Genomic DNA, 19,307 nt, shown 5'->3' with positions numbered 1-19,307 from the left:
TCAGCCGTGTTCACCATGCGCCCCGCCATCGAGGCCGACACCGCCGCAGTCGAGTCGATGATCACCGCGCGCTGTGACTGGATGGAACAGCGCGGACTGGAGTCATGGCGTGAGAACGTCGACGATCTCGCCGGACAGGCTGGAAGCGGCTTCATGTGGGTACTCGAAACCGAGGGCGGCATCGTCGGATGCACCACGGTGACGACCCACGCGCCGCCGAAGGACTGGACACCCGAAGAGGCCGAAGAGCGGAGCCTGTACCTGTTCACGACCGTCACCGACCCCGGGTACCGGGAGCACAAGCCTGGAACCCTGATCGCTCTGTGGGCGGTCGACCAGGCCGCGCGTCAGGGGCGACAGTGGGTGCGGCGGGGATGCTTCTTCCCCGAGCTGGTCAAGTACTACGAGACCCAGGGGTTCGCCCTGGTCAAGGAGATGGACCGGCGAGCCGGTCACCTGTACCTGCTCGCGCGCCGAGCGGAGCGCCTTGACCTGGCCGAACTCGGACTGACGACGGTGGTCACCATTTGATCCTGAACTGGCCCAACCAGCAGGGGATCCACGACAAGATCGCCGGGACCGTGGTGCTGGACGTGCGCTGACCCCCGGCACGGCGGGCTTCGGAGCGGGCGGGGCCACCCCTGGTCAGGACCGCCCACAGTACCTACTACAGTTCGTAGTGTTGGACGTAGCGGTGCAGATGAGGAGCGTTCGGTCGTGTCCGGTCAGAGAACGTGCGGGTGCGGGATGAGCAGGCGCCGCCTGCTCGGGACGGCGGGGGCGGCCGCGGCCGTCACGGCCGGTGCCGCGGCCTGCGGTGAGCCGCCCAAGCCGCAGGACGTGCGGCGCGGCACGGTGGTCGGGCAGACCACGGACGTCCCGGTGGGCGGGGGAGCGGTCTTCAGCAACAGCAAGCTCGTCGTCACCCAGCCCGAGGAGGGCGACTACCGGGCCTTCAGCGCGGCCTGCACGCACGGCGGCTGCACGGTCCAGGAGGTGACCGAGGTCATCGGCTGCCTGTGCCACGGCAGCCAGTTCGACCTGGTCACCGGTGAGGCCGTGGTCGGCCCGGCCACCGAGCCCCTGGAGCCGTTCACCGTCACCGTCGACGGCACCGATATCATCCTCGACTGAGGACGCGCCACGGGCGGTGCCCGGGAACGCCGCGGGGCCCAGGACACGCTGGTGTCCTGGGCCCCGCCGCGTTCGGATCAGTTCTCCCCGGCCTCCTCGTGCTCCACCAGGGCCCTCTCGGCTCTGCGGGCGCTCCCCGACCGGCGGAACGCCGAGGTGGGGAACCGGGCCGCGTAGTCCGCGTCGTCCCCGCCGGTGACCAACTCGGTGCGCTTGCGCGGCAGGGACTCGGGGTAGTGCTCGACCAGCCAGGCGGCCAGGTGCTCACGGATCTCGCACGCGATGTTCCACTGGTCGCCGGTGTCGGAGGCGGTCGCGACGACCCGCACCACCACCAGGCCCTCGTTGAGGATGTCCACCACCTGGCAGGACCAACTGCGGCCGTCCCAGTGCTTGCTGGAGGTGATGAGGCGGCCCGCCTCCTCGCGCAGGGCCTCGACCGGGACCTCCCAGTCCAGGGGCAGCATGACCTTCGCCATGATCTCCGTGCCCTGCTTCGTCCAGTTCTCGAAGACCATGGTGGTGAAGTTGGCGACCGGCACGACCAGGCGGCGCTCGTCCCAGATCTTCACCGTGACGTTGACCAGGGTCAGTTCCTCCACCCGGCCCCACTCGCCCTCGATGACGACGACGTCGCCGATGCGCAGGGAGTCGCTGAAGGCCAGCTGGAGGCCGGCGAACAGGTTGGCCAGGGTGGACTGGGCGGCCACACCGGCGACGATACCGATGATGCCCGCGGAGGCCAGCAGACCGGCGCCGAGCGCGCGCACCTCGTCGAAGGTGAACAGGATCGCGGAGATCGCCAGGACCACGATGATCGAGGTGACCACCCGGCGCAGCAGCCGCACCTGGGTCTGGATGCGGCGGGCGCGGCGGTCGGCGTCGCCGTTGGAGTTCGACAGGCGCGCCAGGATCATGTCCGTCGCGGCGTAGGCCAGGCTGATCCCCAGACCGGTCAGCGACGCGATCATGAGGATGACCATCGCGTGCTCGATGGTCCGGTACGTGCTCCAGTCGACGTCACCCTTGTCCGGCAGCGCCAGGTTGGCGCCCACCACCGCGGCCGCGGCGTAGGCGGTGAAGGTCGACCGCGCGACCACGAAGCGGGCCTGCGGCCAGATCCGGCCCAGCTGGTGGTTGAGCAGCCAGTGGACCACGAAGACCAGCAGCAGGGCGATCGCGACGGCGACACCGATCGCGATCCATTGGCCAGCTGACACGGCGGAGGGCCCCTTTCACGTCCGGGTTGGGAAGTTCGTCGGTACTGCCCAACCTAGGGCATTCCGATATCCACCCGTGACGTTTCACCGGTGTGACGTGGGCGGCTCGGGTGGCCGGATGTCCTTCGCACCGACCAGAATGGGGGTATGGCTGCGACTCCTCACCTGCGCCCCGCCCCCGGATCCATCCCGCGCGACCCGGGCGTCTACCGGTTCCGTGACGCCTCGGGGCGGGTCATCTACGTCGGCAAGGCCAAGAACCTGCGCTCGCGCCTGTCCTCCTACTTCCGCGACTTCGCCGGACTGCACCCGCGCACCCAGCAGATGGTCTCCACAGCCGCCGACGTCGACTGGACGGTCGTGGGCACCGAGGTGGAGGCGCTGCAGCTGGAGTACTCCTGGATCAAGCAGTACGACCCCCGCTTCAACGTCAAGTACCGCGACGACAAGAGCTACCCCTATCTCGCGGTCACCCTCCAAGAGGACATCCCCCGGGTCCAGGTGATGCGCGGCGCCAAGCGGCGCGGGGTGCGCTACTTCGGCCCCTACTCCCACGCCTGGGCCATCCGCGAGACCGTGGACCTGCTGCTGCGCGTCTTCCCGGTGCGGACCTGCTCGGCGGGTGTCTTCCGGAGCGCGCGCAACAGCGGCCGCCCTTGCCTGCTCGGCTACATCGGCAAGTGCGTGGCCCCGTGCGTGGGCCGGGCCACCCCCGAGGAGCACCGGGCGCTGGTGGAGGACTTCTGCTCCTTCCTGGCCGGGGACACCGGGCGGTTCATCCGCGAACTGCAGGCGCGGATGGGCGAGGCCGCCCAGGAGATGGAGTACGAGCGGGCCGCCCGCATCCGCGACGACATCGAGGCCCTGCGGGCCGCCCTGGAGAAGCAGGCCGTGGTGTTGCCCGACTCCACCGACTGCGACGTCATCGCGATGGCCGACGACCAGTTGGAGGCGGCCGTGCAGATCTTCCACGTGCGCGGCGGCCGGATTCGGGGGCGTCGGGGGTATGTGGTCGACAAGGTCACCGACGCCGGTCCCGCGGAACTGATGGAGACCTTCCTCGGCCAGCTCTACGGCGACGCGGGGGAGGCCGCGGACGAGGACGCCACCGCCGACACCGGCGGCGCGGTCCCGCGCGAGGTCCTGGTCTCCGACGCCCCAGTGGACGCCTCCGCCGTCGCCTCCTGGCTCTCGGAACGCCGGGGTTCGTCGGTCACCGTGCGCGTGCCCCAGCGCGGGGACAAGAAGGACCTGATGGAGACCGTGGCCAAGAACGCCCGCGAGGCGCTGGCCCGCCACAAGACCCACCGCGCCGGTGACCTGAGCACCCGGGGCCGGGCCCTCAACGAGATCCAGGAGGCCCTGGACCTGCCCGAGGCGCCGCTGCGCATCGAGTGCTACGACATCTCCAACCTCCAGGGTGAGCATGTGGTGGCGTCCATGGTGGTGTTCGAGGACGGTCTGGCCCGCAAGTCCGAGTACCGCCGGTTCAGCATTCGGGGGTCCGGGGCGGGCGGCGCCGAACAGCACGACGTCGCCGCCATGTACGAGGTGATCAAACGCAGGTTCACCCGCTACCTTGAGGAGAGCGCCCGCGCCGGTGAGGTCGCCCGGATGGGTGGGACCGGTGGCCACGGCGACGGCTCCGCCGGGGAGGTACCCGCACCCGGCAAGTTCGCCTACCCCCCTAACCTGGTGGTGGTCGACGGAGCCCGCCCGCAGGCCGAGGCGGCGCGTCGGGCACTGGACGAACTCGGCATCGAGGACATCGCCGTGTGCGGTCTGGCCAAGCGCCTGGAGGAGGTGTGGCTGCCCGACGACGAGGACCCGGTGATCCTGCCCCGTACGGGCGAGGGTCTGTACCTGCTCCAGCGGGTGCGCGACGAGGCGCACCGCTTCGCCGTCCGCTACCACCGCCACAAGCGCGCCAAGGCGCTCACGGGCAGCGCGTTGGACGACCTGCCGGGCCTGGGCCCGACCCGCAGGTCGGCGCTGATCAAGGAGTTCGGGTCGGTCAAACGCCTGGCCTCGGCCACGGCGGAGGAGATCGCGGCGGTCCCGGGCATCGGTCCCAAACTGGCCGAGGCCGTGCACGCCCACCTGTCCGGCGAGACCGCCGGTTCGGACCGAAACGGCGACGGGGCACCAGCACAGCAAGGCACCCACGGGGGAGGAGACACATGACGGTCGAACTGGGTGGCGAGCTGCCACCGGAGGTGGTCATCGTCACCGGTATGTCCGGGGCGGGACGGAGCACGGCGGCCAGGGCCCTGGAGGACCTGGGCTGGTTCGTGGTGGACAATCTGCCTCCCGGGCTGTTGCCGACCATGATCGAACTGGCCGGACGTACCCACGGCGCCGTGCCGCGGGTCGCCGTCGTCGTGGACGTGCGGTCGCTGGCCTTCACCGAGGACCTGTTGTCCACGGTGGAGGAGCTGCGCAAGCGCGACATGACCGCGCGCGTGTTGTTCCTGGAGGCGGGGGACGAGGCGCTGGTGCGCCGCTTCGAGGGGGTGCGCCGCCGCCACCCGCTCCAGGGCGACGGTCTGCTCACCGACGGCATCACCCGTGAGCGCGAGACCCTGCGCGCGATCCGGGGCGAGGCCGACCTGGTCATCGACACCTCCCAGCTCAACGTGCACCAGCTCAAGGCGCGCGTGCTCGGTTTCTTCGGGGAGGACGGCGAGGGCCGTATCCGCGCCAACGTCGTCTCGTTCGGGTTCAAGCACGGGCTGCCCGTGGACGCCGACCTGGTCCTGGACTGCCGGTTCCTGCCCAACCCCCACTGGGTGCCCGATCTGCGGCCGATGAACGGCCGGGACGCCCCCGTGCGCGACTACGTCCTGTCCCAGGACGGGGCCAAGGAGATGCTGGAGTCCTACTCCGAGGTGCTCAAGCTGACCATCGAGGGCTACCAGCGTGAGGGTAAGCACTACATGACGCTCGCGGTGGGGTGCACGGGCGGTAAGCACCGCAGTGTGGCCATGGCCGAGCAGTTCGGTGAGCGGCTCCGTGCGCAGGGCGTGGACGTGCACGTCGTTCACCGGGACGTCGGGCGGGAGTGACCTCCTCGCCGATCCGGGCGCCGCACGCAGAGTGAGCGGAATCGCCAAGTGCGGTGTCTTCGCTTAGATTGGCCCGGTCACCGCTGGTACCGGTCCTTTGGCGGGCCGGTGTCCGGCGGTCCTGGGCGTGGGTCGACCGTCTGCGCGCCGTCTGCGGCGGGGCGGTCGCGAGCGCCAGCCGTACACGGGACGAGGGGCAGGCCACAGCCATCATGTCGAACAGCACGGTGCCGCACGGTGACGGGAGGCGCCCACCCCGTGTGGTCGCCCTGGGTGGCGGGCACGGGCTGCACGCGTCCCTCTCGGCACTGCGCAGGGTGACCACCGACGTCACCGCGATCGTCACCGTCGCCGACGACGGCGGTTCCAGTGGTCGGCTCCGCCGAGAGCTGGGTGTGCTTCCCCCTGGTGACCTGCGGATGGCCCTGGCCGCGTTGTGCGGCGACGACGAGTGGGGGCACACCTGGAGTCAGGTGGTCCAGCACCGGTTCCGGTCCGAGGGCGAACTGCACGGCCACGCGGTCGGCAATCTGCTGATCGTGGCGTTGTGGGAGTTGCTGGGGGACTCGGTGGCGGGTCTGGACTGGGTGGGTCAGCTGTTGGGCGCGCACGGGCGGGTGCTGCCGATGTCCTCGGTGCCGTTGGACATCGCGGCCGAGGTCGCGGGGATCGATCCCGACCGGCCCGGGGAGCTGACGACGGTTCGGGGACAGGTGGCGTGCGCGAGCACGAGCGGGCGGGTGCGGTCGATCTCCCTGATCCCTGAGGCTCCGCCCGCCAGCCCGCAGGCGGTCAAGGCGGTGCGCGAGGCCGACTGGGTGGTGTTCGGCCCGGGGTCGTGGTTCACCAGCGTCCTGCCGCACCTGCTGGTCCCCGACTTGGCGCACGCCCTGGTCACCACCCGGGCCCGGCGTGTGGTGGCGCTCAACCTGTCGCCGCAACGGGGCGAGACCGACGGTTTTCGGCCCGAGACCTACCTGGAGGTCCTGCACGAGCACGCGCCCAAACTCGGGGTGGACGTGGTGCTGGCCGATCGGGGCACGGTGGAGGAGATCGAACCGCTGGAGCGGGTGGTGCGCGGGATCGGCGGTCGTTTGGAGCTGGCCGACCTGGGGCGTGACGACGGTTCACCGCGCCATGACGCCGAGCGCCTCGCAGCGGCCTTCGAGCGGATCCTGGTCGGCTGAACGCGTGGACGGGGTGTCGCTGGGGAAGACCCGCGACATGGTTGTTCACGGTGTTCACGTGGAGCGGGTGTATGACGTGGTGCGTGCGCGTGGGAACTCGGAGGAGGGGCGGACGTCGCCGCGGGGGCGCCTCTTCCTCGTGGACCGGTTGTGGCCGCGCGGTGTGTCCCGGGCGTCCCTGGAGGGCGTGGAGTGGCTGCGGGAGGCGGCCCCCAGTTCCGAGCTGCGGTCCTGGTTCGGTCATGACCCTGAGCGGTTCGCCGGGTTCGCCGAGCGCTATCGCGCTGAACTGGACGCCCGCCCGGAGGCGGTGGAGCCTGTGCTGGCGGCTGCGCGCCGCGGCCCGGTCACCCTTCTGTACGCCGCCCGTGACACCGAGCACAACCACGCGCTCGTCCTGCGCGACCACGTGGAGGAGCGGTTGTCGGAGGACGCCGGGAGCGGTTGACCGCACGCCGGTACGCGGCGGGACGCACCCACGGCTGGGCCGGGGAGTCGTCTTTCGCCGTCGCTGCTCCCCGCCGGCCGGGAATCCCGACACATTTCATGATGGGAGGTGGACTCGCCGGTGAATCCCTTCCCTTCGGGGAGGGGAGCGGTCAAGTAGTCTGCCTCGAAGGAAACCGGGCGTGGCGGGGCCGCGTCGGTGCACACCGGTGCCCGGTGCGGGTCACTGGGACGGGCCAGTTCGAAGGGGAGGATCGCGGCGATGGCGATGACCGGCGTGGTGAAGGATGAGTTGAGCCGTCTGGCCATTCTCAAGCCATGCTGCCGCAAGGCGGAGGTGTCCACCATCCTGCGGTTCACCGGGGGGCTGCACCTGGTGGGCGGGCGGATCGTGATCGAGGCCGAGCTCGACACCGGTGCGGCCGCGCGCCGCCTGCGCAAGGACATTTCCGAGGTCTTCGGGCACGAGTCCGAGGTGGTCGTCCTGTCTCCGAGCGGTCTGCGCAAGGGTAACCGGTACGTGGTCCGGGTGATCAAGGACGGCGAGTCCCTGGCCCGTCAGACGGGGTTGGTGGACAACAACGGCCGTCCGGTGCGCGGGCTGCCGCGGCACGTGGTCGCGGGCGGGGCCTGTGACTCCGAGTCGGCCTGGCGGGGCGCGTTCATCGCCCACGGGTCCCTGACCGAACCGGGGCGGTCGATGTCGCTCGAGGTCACTTGCCCGGGGCCGGAGGCGGCGCTGGCACTGGTCGGGGCGGCGCGGCGGCTCAAGGTGCACGCCAAGGCGCGCGAGGTGCGCGGTGTGGACCGTGTCGTGGTGCGCGACGGGGACTCCATCGGCGCGCTGCTGACCCTGCTGGGCGCTCACCAGAGCGTGCTGGCCTGGGAGGAGCGTCGGATGCGCCGCGAGGTGCGGGCCACCGCCAACCGACTCGCCAACTTCGACGACGCCAACCTGCGCCGCAGCGCCCGTGCGGCGGTGGCGGCGGGGGCGCGCGTGGAGCGGGCTCTGGAGATCCTGGGAGAGGACGCCCCCGAGCACCTGGTGGCCGCCGGGAAACTGCGCCTGGCGCACAAGCAGGCGTCCCTGGAGGAGTTGGGTCAGCTGTCGGTTCCGCCGCTGACCAAGGACGCCATCGCCGGACGTATCCGCAGGCTGCTCGCGATGGCCGACAAGCGGGCCAGCGATCTGGGCATCGAGGGGACCGAGGCGAACCTCACTCCGGACATGCTGGTCCCCTGACCGGAGCGTCGCCGTGTGAACGCGCGGTTGCCTGTGGCCCCTCAGGTGTTCGGCTTTGTTAACTGGGGAAACCCTCGGATAACTTCCAACAATGGTATAGACCTCTTCGCTGGTCGGTGTCAGTATGGTCGCGAATCCATGAGGGTCGGCGAGGCGGCGAACTCAGGGCCCGTCGCTGTGGTCCGTTGGCGCTCCGCTAGGCTCTCTGACAACACCTGGCGCGTGTTAACCCTGTTCAATGCGGTTGCCTCGGCCTCCCACCGGGGCGGACGTCGCGAGCGAGGACGAATGCGCGGGTGGAAATGATGTGCGACATATGAGGAGATTGGTTCCGTGACCATCCGTGTAGGCGTCAACGGCTTCGGTCGGATCGGCCGCAATTTCTGGCGCGCGGTCGCCGCTGGCGGCAGCGACATCGAAATCGTCGCGGTCAACGACCTCACCGACACCAAGACGCTCGCGCACCTGCTCAAGTACGACACTGTGCTCGGCACCCTCGACGGTGACGTCGAGGTGGGCGACGACTTCATCCGCGTCGGCGACAAGACCGTCAAGGTCCTGGCCGAGCGCGACCCGGCCCAGCTGCCCTGGTCCGACCTGAACGTGGACGTGGTCATCGAGTCCACCGGTCGCTTCACCAAGGCCGAGGACGCCCGGAAGCACATCAGCGCCGGCGCCAAGAAGGTCATCATCTCCGCCCCGGCCAAGGGCGAGGACCTGACCGTCGTCATGGGCGTCAACGACGACAAGTACGACGCCGCCCAGCACGACGTCATCTCCAACGCCTCGTGCACCACCAACTGCGTGGCGCCCATGGCCAAGGTGCTGATGGACAGCTTCGGCATCCAGCAGGGCCTGATGACCACGGTGCACGCCTACACCAACGACCAGGTCATCCTGGACTTCCCGCACTCGGACCTGCGCCGCGCCCGCGCCGCCGCGCAGAACATCATCCCGACCACGACCGGTGCCGCCAAGGCCACCGCCCTGGTCATCCCCGAGCTGCAGGGCAAGCTGGACGGCATGGCCATGCGCGTCCCGGTGCCGGACGGCTCCGTGACCGACCTGGTCGTCACCCTGGACCGCGAGGTCACCAAGGACGAGGTCAACGCCGCGTTCAAGGCCGCCGCCGAGGGCCCGCTCAAGGACGTCCTGGTCTACACCGAGGACCCGATCGTCTCCTCCGACATCGTCGGCACCTCGCCTTCCTGCACCTTCGACTCCAGCCTGACCATGGCGTTCGGCAACCAGGTCAAGATCGTCGGCTGGTACGACAACGAGTGGGGTTACTCCAACCGCCTGGTCGACCTGGCCAAGCTGGTCGGTTCCAACCTGTAACCACCGGACACAGGGCCCGCCCGTCGCGCGTCGCCCCACGGCACCCCTTCGCCACCGCGAGGGGGTGCCGCTGTCCGAGCACCCACCCGACCCTCGCCCGGCGCGACGTCCGGGCTGATCAGACCACCGAGGAGACCAGCATGCGGACGATCGACGACATCGACGTCTCCGGCAAGCGCGTGTTCGTCCGGGCCGACCTCAACGTGCCCCTGGACGGCGAGCGGATCACCGACGACGGCCGTATCCGCGCGGCCCTGCCCACCATCGAGAAGCTGCGCGAGCGCGGCGCGCGCGTCATCGTCGCCGCCCACCTGGGCCGCCCCAAGGGCGCCCCGGACCCGCGCTTCTCCCTCCGACCCGTGGCCGCCCGCCTGGGCGAGCTGCTCGGCACCGAGGTGGCCTTCGCCGCCGACACCGCCGGTGAGTCGGCCCGTGCCACCTGCGCGGCCCTCACCGACGGCCAGGTCGCGCTGCTGGAGAACGTGCGCTTCGAGCCCGGCGAGACCAGCAAGGACGACGCCGAGCGCGGCGAGCTCGCCGACCGCTTCGCCCGGCTGGCGGACCTGTACGTCGGGGACGCCTTCGGCGCCGTGCACCGCAAGCACGCCAGTGTCTTCGACCTGCCCGGCAAGCTCCCGCACGCCGTCGGCGGCCTCGTCCTGACCGAGGTCGAGGTCCTGCGCAAGCTGACCGCGGAGCCCGCGCGCCCGTACGCCGTGGCGCTGGGCGGTTCCAAGGTCTCCGACAAGCTCGGCGTCATCGACAACCTCCTCGGCACCGCCGACCGCCTGCTCATCGGTGGCGGCATGGTGTTCACCTTCCTCAAGGCCAAGGGCTACGAGGTCGGCTCCAGCCTGCTGGAGAACGACCAGCTGGACACCGTGCGCGGCTACCTGGAGCGCGCCGAGCGCGAGGGTGTGGAGATCGTCCTGCCGGTGGACGTCGTGGCCGCGGAGAAGTTCGCCGCGGACGCTCCCCACGCGGCGGTGGACGTCGACGCGATCCCGGCCGACCGGATGGGCCTGGACATCGGCCCGAAGAGCCAGGCGCTGTTCGCGGAGAAGATCGCCGACACCCGCACGGTGTTCTGGAACGGCCCCATGGGCGTGTTCGAGATGGAGCCGTACGCGGACGGCACCCGCGCGCTGGCCCAGGCGCTCATCGACTCCGACGCCTTCACCGTGGTCGGCGGCGGCGACTCGGCCGCGGCGGTGCGCGCGCTGGGCTTCGACGAGTCGGCCTTCGGCCACATCTCCACCGGTGGCGGCGCCAGCCTGGAGTACCTGGAGGGCAAGGACCTGCCCGGTATCGACGCCCTCGCCTGAGACGCTCCCCCTCCGGTGGCCCCCGGTGGGGCGCCAAGCTCCGGGGGTCGCCGTTCGGGCGCCCGAACACGGGCCGAAGCCAAGCGGCGGCCCGGAGCGAGCCCGGCTCCAAACAAGCACAGCCTAGACGGGAAGTGACGACATGTCCCAGCGCCTGCCGCTCATCGCGGGCAACTGGAAGATGAACAACAACCACCTGGAGGCCATCGCGCTCGTCCAGAAGCTGGCCTTCGCACTGAAGGACAAGGACTACGACAAGGTCGAGGTCGTCGTCCTGCCGCCGTTCACCGACCTGCGCAGCGTGCAGACGCTCGTGGACGGGGACAAGCTGCGCATCGGTTTCGGCGCCCAGGACATCTCCGCCCACGACAAGGGCGCCTACACCGGCGAGGTCTCCGGCGCGATGCTCGCCAAGCTGGAGTGCTCCTACGTGCTGGTCGGCCACTCCGAGCGCCGTGAGTACCACCACGAGGACGACGCCCTGGTCAACGCCAAGGTCAAGGCAGCCTTCAAGAACGACATCGTGCCGCTGCTCTGCGTGGGCGAGGGCCTGGAGGTGCGCAAGGAGGGCCGCCAGGTCGAGCACGTCCTGGCCCAGCTGGACGGCGCTCTGAAGGAGGTCACCGCCGAGCAGGCCGCCAGGATCGTGGTGGCCTACGAGCCGGTGTGGGCGATCGGTACCGGAGAGGTCGCCACCCCCGAGGACGCCCAGGAGGTGTGCGCGGCCGTTCGCGTGCGTCTGGCCGAGCTGTACTCCCAGGAGGTCGCGGACGCGGTGCGCGTGCTCTACGGCGGCTCCGTCAAGGGCGACAACGCCCCGGGCATCATGGCCCAGACCGATGTGGACGGCGCCCTGGTCGGCGGTGCTTGCCTGAAGGCCGACGAGTTCGTCAAGGTGATCCGTTACGGCGACCAGTAGTCGCTGGACGTCTCACGATGTCCCGTCCACCGGACCGGTTCGTCCAGGTTCGGCGGACGGGGTGTCCGACGGGGGCTCTCGTCGGGCTAGACTTCGCTGAGGGGATCTGCGTGCATCGCGCAAGTCCCCACCCGTGCCGCCGGCGGCACGGTAAAATCCGAAATCGTCCCGGTCTCCTCCTTCCATGATCCGACCGGTCGGCCAGGCGCCGCGGCGCCGTCGCCGGTACGGATGGGAAACGGGGGCCGTGGTGTCCATCCCCCCGCTTCGGGGTCGAGCTACGGGTGAGCGTGTGACTCTCGGTCTGTCCATCTTCGTGATGGTTCTCAGTGTGCTGCTGATCTTCCTGGTGCTGCTGCACAAGGGCAAGGGCGGCGGTCTGTCCGACATGTTCGGCGGCGGGGTCACGTCCTCGCTCGGCGGGTCGTCGGTGGTCGAACGCAACCTCGACCGCATGACGGTGGCCGTCGGCATCGTGTGGATCCTTTCCGTCATCGTCCTCGGCATCCTGTACGGCCGGGCCTAGCAGGCGCCCCCAGAGGCTTCCCCCGTCCACAGTCACGCTCGCCCGAGTGCCGGTGAGCGCGTTCGCCGAAGGAGTTTTTCGTGGGTAGTGGCAGTGCCATCCGTGGCAGCCGAGTCGGAGCCGGCCCGATGGGCGAGGCGGAGCGCGGCGAGGCCGCCCCGCGGATCCGGGTTCCGTTCTACTGTGCGAACCTGCACGAGGTCGTGCCCAGCTTCGCGAGCGAGGCAGCCGTCCCCGACGAGTGGGACTGCCCACGCTGCGGCTTCCCCGCGGGCAAGGACAAGGCCAACCCGCCTTCGCCGCCGCGCACCGAGCCTTACAAGACCCACCTGGCCTACGTCAAGGAGCGGCGGAGCGAGGAGGAGGGCAAGCTCATCCTCGACGAGGCGCTCGCCAAGCTGCGCGCCGACCGCGCGGCGGTCGAGGCCCACATGAAGGCCTCCCAGAACTAGGCCGTGCTCGTTCCGAGCCGCCTCGCTTCGTCCGCCCGTTGCCCCGGTGGCCGCTTCACGACGGGGCGGAGCATCCTCAACGGGCGTCGGCCGCGCGACACCCACGCTGTTCGGGCGCCCGAGGTGTAGCCCCGCGGGATCGTCCCAGCCGTGACTTCGTCCGAGGGGCCCGTCGCCGTCGCGACGGGCCCCTCGCGGTGTTCGCGGGGATGGGTCGTGCGTGTCTGCGTTGGAGGCGGGGGTAGTGGCGTGGAATGACGGGGTTATCACACCGCGTGCCGACGTTTCCATCGCGGAATGGCATGGTCCGACGCGGATGTGAAGGATGGGGTGGACTTTCTCATTCCCGGGACTCGTGTGGTTGGTGGGAATTACAGTGATCGCCACGCACCCCCAACAGCCCCTCCTGAGGAGATGGTGTCGATGTCAGCGTGTCCGACCGGTGGCGAGCACGACTGGATTCTCGGTGATGACCGCAAGTTCCAGTGCGCCAAGTGCGGTGCTCAGAGCGCGCGCAGGTTCTGAGCTCCCGGCCCGGGCTGCACCGTGCCCCGTGCGGCCAGTTCCCCACGGTCCAGGGCGCGCCAGGTCACCGGTTCGCCCAGGATCTCGGCGACCCCCTTGGCCCAGCGCTCCAGCGGTGCGAACTGCTCGGGTCCCTCCCGCAGGACGGTCCGGCCCTGGTAGGCCACTCCGTCCAGGGAGATGATCCGACCGTTGGCCCGCAGTTCGGTGTCGTACTCGCGTGCGTTGCGTCTCATGGAGCGAACCCTAGACCGAGCGCGGTACCGACGCCCGGGCTTCACGCGGATTCCCGCCCGCGAGCGCCTGTGGTGTGGGCTGTCCCGGCGCACCGGCCACCCCGGAGAGTTGGGAGAATGGGGGTATGGCTTCCCCCGAACCTCCCGACGCCTCCGACCCGGCCCTGGGTGTGCCCTCGGACCTGACCCAGCAGCCCTCCGGGGTGTCACACCTGCGGCGCTATGTCAGTCTGCGCGGGCCCAACGCCCGGATGTGGATGACGGTGGCGTACTTCTCCGCGGTCCTGACCCTGGGGTTCCTCGTCGTGGTCGGCTCGCTCGTGTGGACCCTGGTGTCGGGGGATCCGCCGATCGGTTCCGTCGTCCTGTGGAGTACGGCCGCCGTGGTGATGGCCTTCGTCGGCCCCGGCAGCAACGTCGTCGTCGTGCGGGGGTTGCCGCAGCGCATCACTCGTCAGGGCATCAGCGCCGACAGCGACGGGGTGACCGTTCTGCAGGAACGCAAGTGGTGGTTTCCGGGGGAGGGGACGTTCATCGCCTGGCCGGAGATCCGGCGGATCCGCGAGGTGCACGTGGGAGGCCGCAGGCTGACCTACTTCATCGAGTTCGTCCTCGACACCCACCGCACCGACCCCGAACTGCCCAGCTGGGCGGAGACCGCCGAGAGCCTGGCACTGGAGGAGGCCGACGCGGCGACGCAGTTCTACGTCCAGGTCCCCGAGGACGTCAAGGAGCGGATCCTGCGCATGGTCGAGCGCACGGCGCCGCTGCCGTCGGTCGTCGAGCGCAGCGAACCGCTACGGTGAGGCGCGACGCCCGTCCAGCCGCCGGGTGAGGTCGGCCGCCGCGTCGCGTACCCGCGCGGCGAGCGCCTGAGGGGTGACCGGGCGGGCACTGGGCACGGTCAGGCTGATCGCGGCCGCGGGGCGTCCGTTGTGGTCGGTGGCGGCCGCCGCCACGGACACGAACCCCTCGGTGACTTGTCCGTCCTCCATGGACCACCCCTGCCTGAACTCCTCCGCCAGGACGCGGCGCAGTTCGGACGGGGTGGCGGGGCCGCGTCCCGTGCGATCGGTGAAGGCCGCCGCGTCGGGGTACAGGGCACGCACCTGGGCGCGGGGGAGCAGGGCGAGCATGGCCCGGCCCGAGGCGGTCAGGTGCGCGGGCAGGCGCACGCCGACACCGGTGATGAGTGTGGGCGCGTGCGGGGGCTGTTCCTTGAGCAGGTACAGGGTGTCGGCGCCGTGCAGGATGCCCAGGTGGGTGGTGGCTCCGGTGGCCTCGGTCAGCTGGTGCAGCAGCGGTCGGGTCAGCCGTTCGAGTCCGTCGTGGCGCAGGTAGGCCGAGCCGATCTCGAACGCGGCCACGCCCAGCCCCCAGCGGCGCTCCTCGGGCAGGTGGGTGACGAACCCTTCCTCGGCCATGGCCTCCAGCAGTTGGTAGACGCTGGAGCGGGGCAGGTCGAGCTCGGCGGCGGCGGTCGAGGCCGACACGGGGCCGGGCCGCGAGGCGAGGTAGCGCAGCAGCCGTAGAGCACGGGTGGCCGCCGGTACGAGACTCATGCCCCGATTGTTCCACGGTGGTCACGGGCGAGGAGGAGAATGCGCATCGAGGCGCTGTTCTGGCGCTTAAATGGGATCTAATTAGAGCCAATATTGACTCTAATTAAGCTACAGTGGCGCCATGGGAGCTATTCAGGTCAAAGACGTTCCGGATGAGGTCAGAGAGATCCTGGTCGCGGAGGCCAAGCGGTCGGGGCAGTCGCTCCAGGCGTACGTGCTCGCCGTGTTGGAGCGCGAAGCACGCTTCGCCCGCAACCGGGAGGTCGTCGAACAGACGCCTCTGCCGGGGGCCAACCTGACCATGGACGAGATCGTCGCGGCCGTTCGGGCCGCTCGTGGTGACGAGTCGCCGGACGGCGAAGGGAAGAGCGGTGCCGCGTGATCGTCGTTGACACGTCTGTCCTGATCGACCTCTATCTGGGGGCGCCGGGGCGGTCCAACAGTGCGGCGCGTCGTGTGCTGGGGGCCGACAGTGAGTGGTACGCCCCCGGCCATCAGCCCGTCGAGTTCCTCAGCGCGCTGCGCGGGCTCGTGCTCGGCAAGAAGGTGTCCATCGGTGAGGCGGAGGCCGCGCGCAAGCTCTACGGCCTACAGGCGATCGCGCATGTGGATGCGGTTGGGGGTGTGGCCGACAGGATCTGGGCGCTGCGGTCCAACCTGACGCCCTATGACGCCGCCTACGTCGCGGTGGCCGAGGCACTGGACTGCGCCCTGGTGACGGGAGACGCTCGCCTCGCCGCCGCGCCGGGGCTGCGGTGCGAGGTGCGCGTGATCCGGTAGGGAGAGGGTGGGGCGAGCGGGTTCCCCGTCGGGTCGTCTGAAATACCAGACACAACCCGCGGGTCACCCCTTCATCAGGAGGCCCACCAGCGGTGCAATGGGGGCATGACCACAGCAGTTCCCACCGTCACCGTCGGCGGAGCCCCGCTCACCCCGGCCCAGGTCCTGGCCGTCGCGCGCGAGGGCGCCCGCGTCACCATCCCCGAGGACACCCGCAAGGCCGTCCGACACGGCAGGGAGCGGGTCGAGTCGCTCGCCCGCGGCGAGGTCCCCGCCTACGGGGTCAGTACGGGGTTCGGCGCCCTGGCCACCCGTCACATCGCTCCCGACCTGCGCGCCCGCCTTCAGCGCTCCCTCATCCGATCCCACGCCGCCGGGACCGGCCCCGAGGTCGAGCGTGAGGTCGTCCGGGCGCTCATGCTGCTGCGGTTGCGCACCCTGGCCTCGGGCAACACCGGGGTGGAGGTCGCCACGGTGGAGACCCTGGCCGCGATGCTCAACGCCGGGATCACCCCCGTCGTCCACGAGTACGGCAGCCTGGGCTGCTCGGGCGATCTGGCGCCGCTGTCCCACGTGGCGCTCGCCCTCATGGGGGAGGGCGAGGTCCGTGACGCCTCCGGTGAGCGCACGTCCGCCCACGCCGCCCTGAACGAGGTCGGCCTGCGCCCCGTGGAGCTCGGCGCCAAGGAGGGCCTGGCCCTGATCAACGGCACCGACGGCATGCTCGGCATGCTCGTCCTGGCCTGCCAGGACCTCGCTCGGCTGCTCAAGGTCGCCGACATCACGGCGGCGATGAGCGTCGAGGCGCTGCTGGGTACCGACCGCGTGTTCACCGAGGAGCTCCAGCGCCTGCGTCCCCACCCCGGTCAGGCCGCCTCGGCCGCCAACATCCGCGCCATGCTCGCCGACTCGCCGATCGTCGCCTCCCACCGCGGCCCCGAGTGCAACCGGGTCCAGGACGCCTACTCCCTGCGCTGCGCCCCCCAGGTGGCCGGTGCCGCCCGCGACACCCTCGACCACGCGCTCCTGGTCGCCGGACGCGAGCTCGACAGCGTCATCGACAACCCGGTCGTCCTCGACGACGGCCGCGTGGAGTCCAACGGCAACTTCCACGGCGCGCCCGTGGCCTACGTGCTCGACTTCCTGGCCATCGCGGTCGCCGACACCGCCTCCATCGCCGAGCGGCGCACCGACCGCATGCTCGACGTCGCCCGCTCCCACGGGTTGCCCGCCTTCCTCGCCGACGACCCCGGCGTCGACTCCGGGCACATGATCGCCCAGTACACCCAGGCCGCCATCGTCTCCGAACTCAAGCGCCTGGCCGCGCCCGCCAGCGTCGACTCCATCCCCAGCTCCGCGATGCAGGAGGACCACGTGTCCATGGGGTGGTCGGCCGCGCGCAAGCTCCGCCGCGCCGTGGACGGTCTGACCAGTGTGCTCGCCGTCGAGCTACTCACCGCCGCCCGCGCACTGGACCTGCGCTCGCCGCTGGAGCCCGGACCCGCCACCGGCGCCGTCCTGCGCGTTGTCCGCGAGCACGTGTCCGGGCCCGGCCCCGACCGCCACCTGGCGCCCGAGATCGCCGCCGTCGCCGCTCTGGTCGCCGACGGCGCCGTCGTCGCGGCCGCCGAATCCGTCACCGCGCTCGCCTGAGATCCCGAGGAGCCCTCATGAGCACCCCGCGTACCGTCCGCGCCGCACGCGGCACCGTCCTGTCCGCCAAGGGCTGGCAACAGGAGGCCGCCCTGCGCATGTTCCACAACAACCTCGACCCCCAGGTGGCCGAGCACCCCGAGGACCTGGTGGTCTACGGCGGCACCGGCAAGGCCGCGCGCGACTGGCGCAGCTTCGACCGGATCACCGCCTCCCTGCGCGACCTGGAGGGTGACGAGACCCTGCTCGTGCAGTCCGGCCGCCCCGTCGGCGTCATGCGCACCCATGAGTGGGCGCCCCGCGTCCTCATCGCCAACAGCAACCTGGTCGGCGACTGGGCGAACTGGCCGGAGTTTCGCCGCCTGGAGGCCCAGGGCCTGACCATGTACGGGCAGATGACCGCCGGTTCGTGGATCTACATCGGCACCCAGGGCATCCTCCAGGGCACCTACGAGACCTTCGCCGCGGTCGCCGCCAAGCTGAGCGGTTCAGGCGAGCACAGTGGAGGTTCCCTGGCCGGGACCATCACCCTCACCGCCGGCCTCGGCGGGATGGGCGGAGCCCAGCCGCTGGCCGTGACCATGAACGGCGGCGTGGCGATCGTGGTCGAGTGCGACTCCAGCCGCATCGACCGCCGGATCGAGCACCGCTACCTGGACGTGCGCGCCGACAGCCTGGACCACGCCCTCGAACTGGCCACGCGGGCCCGCGACGAGCGCCGCGCCCTGTCGATCGGCGTGCTCGGCAACGCCGCCGAGGTCCTGCCCGAGCTCCTGGGGCGCGGCGCCCCGATCGACGTGGTCACCGACCAGACCTCCGCGCACGACCCGCTGGCCTACCTGCCGGTCGGTGTGGCCTTCGAGGACTGGCGCGACCTGGCCGCCGCCAAGCCCGAGGAGTTCACCGTCCGAGCCCGCGAGTCGATGGCCGCGCACGTGGAGGCCATGGTCGGTTTCAAGGACGCGGGCGCCGAGGTGTTCGACTACGGCAACTCCATCCGCGACGAGGCCCGCGAGGGCGGGTTCACCCGCGCCTTCGACTTTCCCGGGTTCGTCCCCGCCTACATCCGTCCGCTCTTTTGCGAGGGCAAGGGCCCGTTCCGGTGGGCGGCCCTGTCCGGTGACCCCGCCGACATCGCCCGCACCGACCAGGCGATCCTCGACCTGTTCCCCGACAACGACCATCTGGCCCGGTGGATCCGCATGGCCGGGGAGCGCGTGGCCTTCCAGGGTCTGCCCGCGCGGATCTGCTGGCTGGGCCAGGGCGAGCGGGCCGCCGCCGGAGCGCGCTTCAACGAGCTCGTCGCCTCCGGTGAGATCTCGGCGCCGCTGGCGATCGGCCGCGACCACCTGGACACCGGTTCGGTGGCCTCCCCCTACCGAGAGACCGAGGGGATGAAGGACGGCTCCGACGCCATCGCTGACTGGCCGCTGCTCAACGCCCTGGTCAACACCTCCTCCGGAGCGTCGTGGGTGTCCATCCACCACGGCGGGGGCGTGGGTATGGGCCGCTCCCTGCACGCGGGGCAGGTCAGCGTCGCCGACGGGACCGAGCTGGCCGCCGCCAAGCTCGACCGCGTGTTGACCAACGACCCCGCCATGGGTGTGATCCGGCACGTGGACGCAGGGTACGAGGACGCGGCCCGCGTGGCCGCCGAGCACGGCATCCGCGTCCCCATGGCGGAGGGGGAGTAGC

20 protein-coding genes are annotated in these 19,307 nt (G+C 70.7%); 17 read left to right on the top strand and 3 right to left on the bottom strand.

The window, feature by feature from the left end:
- Nucleotides 1-6 precede the first annotated feature (6 nt).
- Entirely contained in the window at nucleotides 7-531 is a 525-nt protein-coding gene (locus KIK06_RS12210) for a GNAT family N-acetyltransferase (protein ID WP_268643228.1), read from the top strand.
- A gap of 216 nt (nucleotides 532-747) precedes the next feature.
- Nucleotides 748-1,134 (top strand): Rieske (2Fe-2S) protein, encoded by a 387-nt coding sequence (locus KIK06_RS12205; RefSeq protein ID WP_268643227.1) that lies wholly within the window; start codon nucleotides 748-750, stop codon nucleotides 1,132-1,134.
- A 77-nt stretch (nucleotides 1,135-1,211) separates the two neighbouring features.
- Here KIK06_RS12205 and KIK06_RS12200 read toward each other — a convergent pair whose 3' ends face one another.
- Nucleotides 1,212-2,354, bottom strand: a complete 1,143-nt coding sequence (locus tag KIK06_RS12200; RefSeq protein ID WP_268643226.1) for a mechanosensitive ion channel family protein — start codon at nucleotides 2,352-2,354, stop codon at nucleotides 1,212-1,214.
- A 147-nt stretch (nucleotides 2,355-2,501) separates the two neighbouring features.
- Between KIK06_RS12200 and uvrC the strand changes: the two genes are divergently transcribed.
- From uvrC to KIK06_RS12150, 10 genes are all read left to right on the top strand, one after another.
- On the top strand, nucleotides 2,502-4,538 hold the full coding sequence (gene uvrC, locus KIK06_RS12195) for an excinuclease ABC subunit UvrC (RefSeq protein ID WP_268643225.1): 2,037 nt from the start codon (nucleotides 2,502-2,504) through the stop codon (nucleotides 4,536-4,538).
- The gene (gene rapZ / locus KIK06_RS12190; protein ID WP_017598471.1) at nucleotides 4,535-5,419 is read left to right on the top strand and encodes an RNase adapter RapZ; all 885 of its coding nucleotides are present in this window, start codon (nucleotides 4,535-4,537) and stop codon (nucleotides 5,417-5,419) included. Before uvrC ends, rapZ begins: the two co-directional genes overlap by 4 nt.
- A 212-nt stretch (nucleotides 5,420-5,631) precedes the next feature.
- On the top strand, nucleotides 5,632-6,606 hold the full coding sequence (locus tag KIK06_RS12185) for a gluconeogenesis factor YvcK family protein (RefSeq protein ID WP_026127577.1): 975 nt from the start codon (nucleotides 5,632-5,634) through the stop codon (nucleotides 6,604-6,606).
- A 37-nt stretch (nucleotides 6,607-6,643) separates the two neighbouring features.
- Nucleotides 6,644-7,054 (top strand): DUF488 domain-containing protein, encoded by a 411-nt coding sequence (locus tag KIK06_RS12180; RefSeq protein ID WP_268643224.1) that lies wholly within the window; start codon nucleotides 6,644-6,646, stop codon nucleotides 7,052-7,054.
- Between the two features lie 261 nt (nucleotides 7,055-7,315).
- Nucleotides 7,316-8,296, top strand: a complete 981-nt coding sequence (whiA, locus tag KIK06_RS12175; RefSeq protein ID WP_017598468.1) for a DNA-binding protein WhiA — start codon at nucleotides 7,316-7,318, stop codon at nucleotides 8,294-8,296.
- A 333-nt stretch (nucleotides 8,297-8,629) separates the two neighbouring features.
- On the top strand, nucleotides 8,630-9,634 hold the full coding sequence (gene gap / locus KIK06_RS12170; RefSeq protein WP_017598467.1) for a type I glyceraldehyde-3-phosphate dehydrogenase: 1,005 nt from the start codon (nucleotides 8,630-8,632) through the stop codon (nucleotides 9,632-9,634).
- 140 nt (nucleotides 9,635-9,774) lie between these two features.
- Entirely contained in the window at nucleotides 9,775-10,959 is a 1,185-nt protein-coding gene (locus KIK06_RS12165) for a phosphoglycerate kinase (protein WP_268643223.1), read from the top strand.
- A gap of 142 nt (nucleotides 10,960-11,101) precedes the next feature.
- A complete protein-coding gene (tpiA, locus tag KIK06_RS12160; protein WP_017598466.1) occupies nucleotides 11,102-11,878 on the top strand; it encodes a triose-phosphate isomerase in 777 nt (258 codons plus the stop codon).
- A 292-nt stretch (nucleotides 11,879-12,170) separates the two neighbouring features.
- The gene (gene secG, locus KIK06_RS12155) at nucleotides 12,171-12,404 is read left to right on the top strand and encodes a preprotein translocase subunit SecG (RefSeq protein WP_017598465.1); all 234 of its coding nucleotides are present in this window, start codon (nucleotides 12,171-12,173) and stop codon (nucleotides 12,402-12,404) included.
- Between the two features lie 80 nt (nucleotides 12,405-12,484).
- Nucleotides 12,485-12,856 carry an RNA polymerase-binding protein RbpA gene (locus tag KIK06_RS12150; protein WP_017606310.1) on the top strand — a complete coding sequence of 124 codons (372 nt, stop codon included), beginning with the start codon at nucleotides 12,485-12,487 and terminating at the stop codon, nucleotides 12,854-12,856.
- Between the two features lie 503 nt (nucleotides 12,857-13,359).
- Here KIK06_RS12150 and KIK06_RS12145 read toward each other — a convergent pair.
- A complete protein-coding gene (locus KIK06_RS12145) occupies nucleotides 13,360-13,617 on the bottom strand; it encodes a hypothetical protein (RefSeq protein ID WP_017598464.1) in 258 nt (85 codons plus the stop codon).
- 125 nt (nucleotides 13,618-13,742) lie between these two features.
- Here KIK06_RS12145 and KIK06_RS12140 point away from each other — a divergent pair, with 125 nt between their 5' ends.
- Nucleotides 13,743-14,423, top strand: a complete 681-nt coding sequence (locus tag KIK06_RS12140) for a hypothetical protein (RefSeq protein ID WP_017598463.1) — start codon at nucleotides 13,743-13,745, stop codon at nucleotides 14,421-14,423.
- On the opposite strand, the gene KIK06_RS12135 is transcribed toward KIK06_RS12140, so the two are convergent.
- Nucleotides 14,415-15,179: an IclR family transcriptional regulator gene (locus KIK06_RS12135; protein ID WP_268643222.1), complete on the bottom strand. Its 765-nt coding sequence runs from the start codon at nucleotides 15,177-15,179 to the stop codon at nucleotides 14,415-14,417. The two genes, KIK06_RS12140 and KIK06_RS12135, sit on opposite strands and share 9 nt — an antisense overlap.
- 121 nt (nucleotides 15,180-15,300) lie before the next feature.
- On the opposite strand from KIK06_RS12135, the gene KIK06_RS12130 reads away from it, so the two are divergent.
- From KIK06_RS12130 to hutU, 4 genes are all read left to right on the top strand, one after another.
- Nucleotides 15,301-15,561: a FitA-like ribbon-helix-helix domain-containing protein gene (locus tag KIK06_RS12130; protein WP_017598462.1), complete on the top strand. Its 261-nt coding sequence runs from the start codon at nucleotides 15,301-15,303 to the stop codon at nucleotides 15,559-15,561.
- Nucleotides 15,558-15,959: a type II toxin-antitoxin system VapC family toxin gene (locus KIK06_RS12125; protein ID WP_268643221.1), complete on the top strand. Its 402-nt coding sequence runs from the start codon at nucleotides 15,558-15,560 to the stop codon at nucleotides 15,957-15,959. Before KIK06_RS12130 ends, KIK06_RS12125 begins: the two co-directional genes overlap by 4 nt.
- Nucleotides 15,960-16,064: 105 nt before the next feature.
- Nucleotides 16,065-17,612, top strand: a complete 1,548-nt coding sequence (gene hutH / locus KIK06_RS12120) for a histidine ammonia-lyase (RefSeq protein ID WP_268643220.1) — start codon at nucleotides 16,065-16,067, stop codon at nucleotides 17,610-17,612.
- A 17-nt stretch (nucleotides 17,613-17,629) separates the two neighbouring features.
- Nucleotides 17,630-19,306 carry a urocanate hydratase gene (gene hutU, locus KIK06_RS12115; protein ID WP_268643219.1) on the top strand — a complete coding sequence of 559 codons (1,677 nt, stop codon included), beginning with the start codon at nucleotides 17,630-17,632 and terminating at the stop codon, nucleotides 19,304-19,306.
- Nucleotide 19,307: the final 1 nt, after the last annotated feature.

The organism is Nocardiopsis sp. EMB25, from assembly GCF_026797795.1.
Taxonomy (GTDB): Bacteria; Actinomycetota; Actinomycetes; order Streptosporangiales; family Streptosporangiaceae; genus Nocardiopsis; species Nocardiopsis lucentensis.
This window is presented reverse-complemented; position numbering and strand designations above follow the sequence as displayed.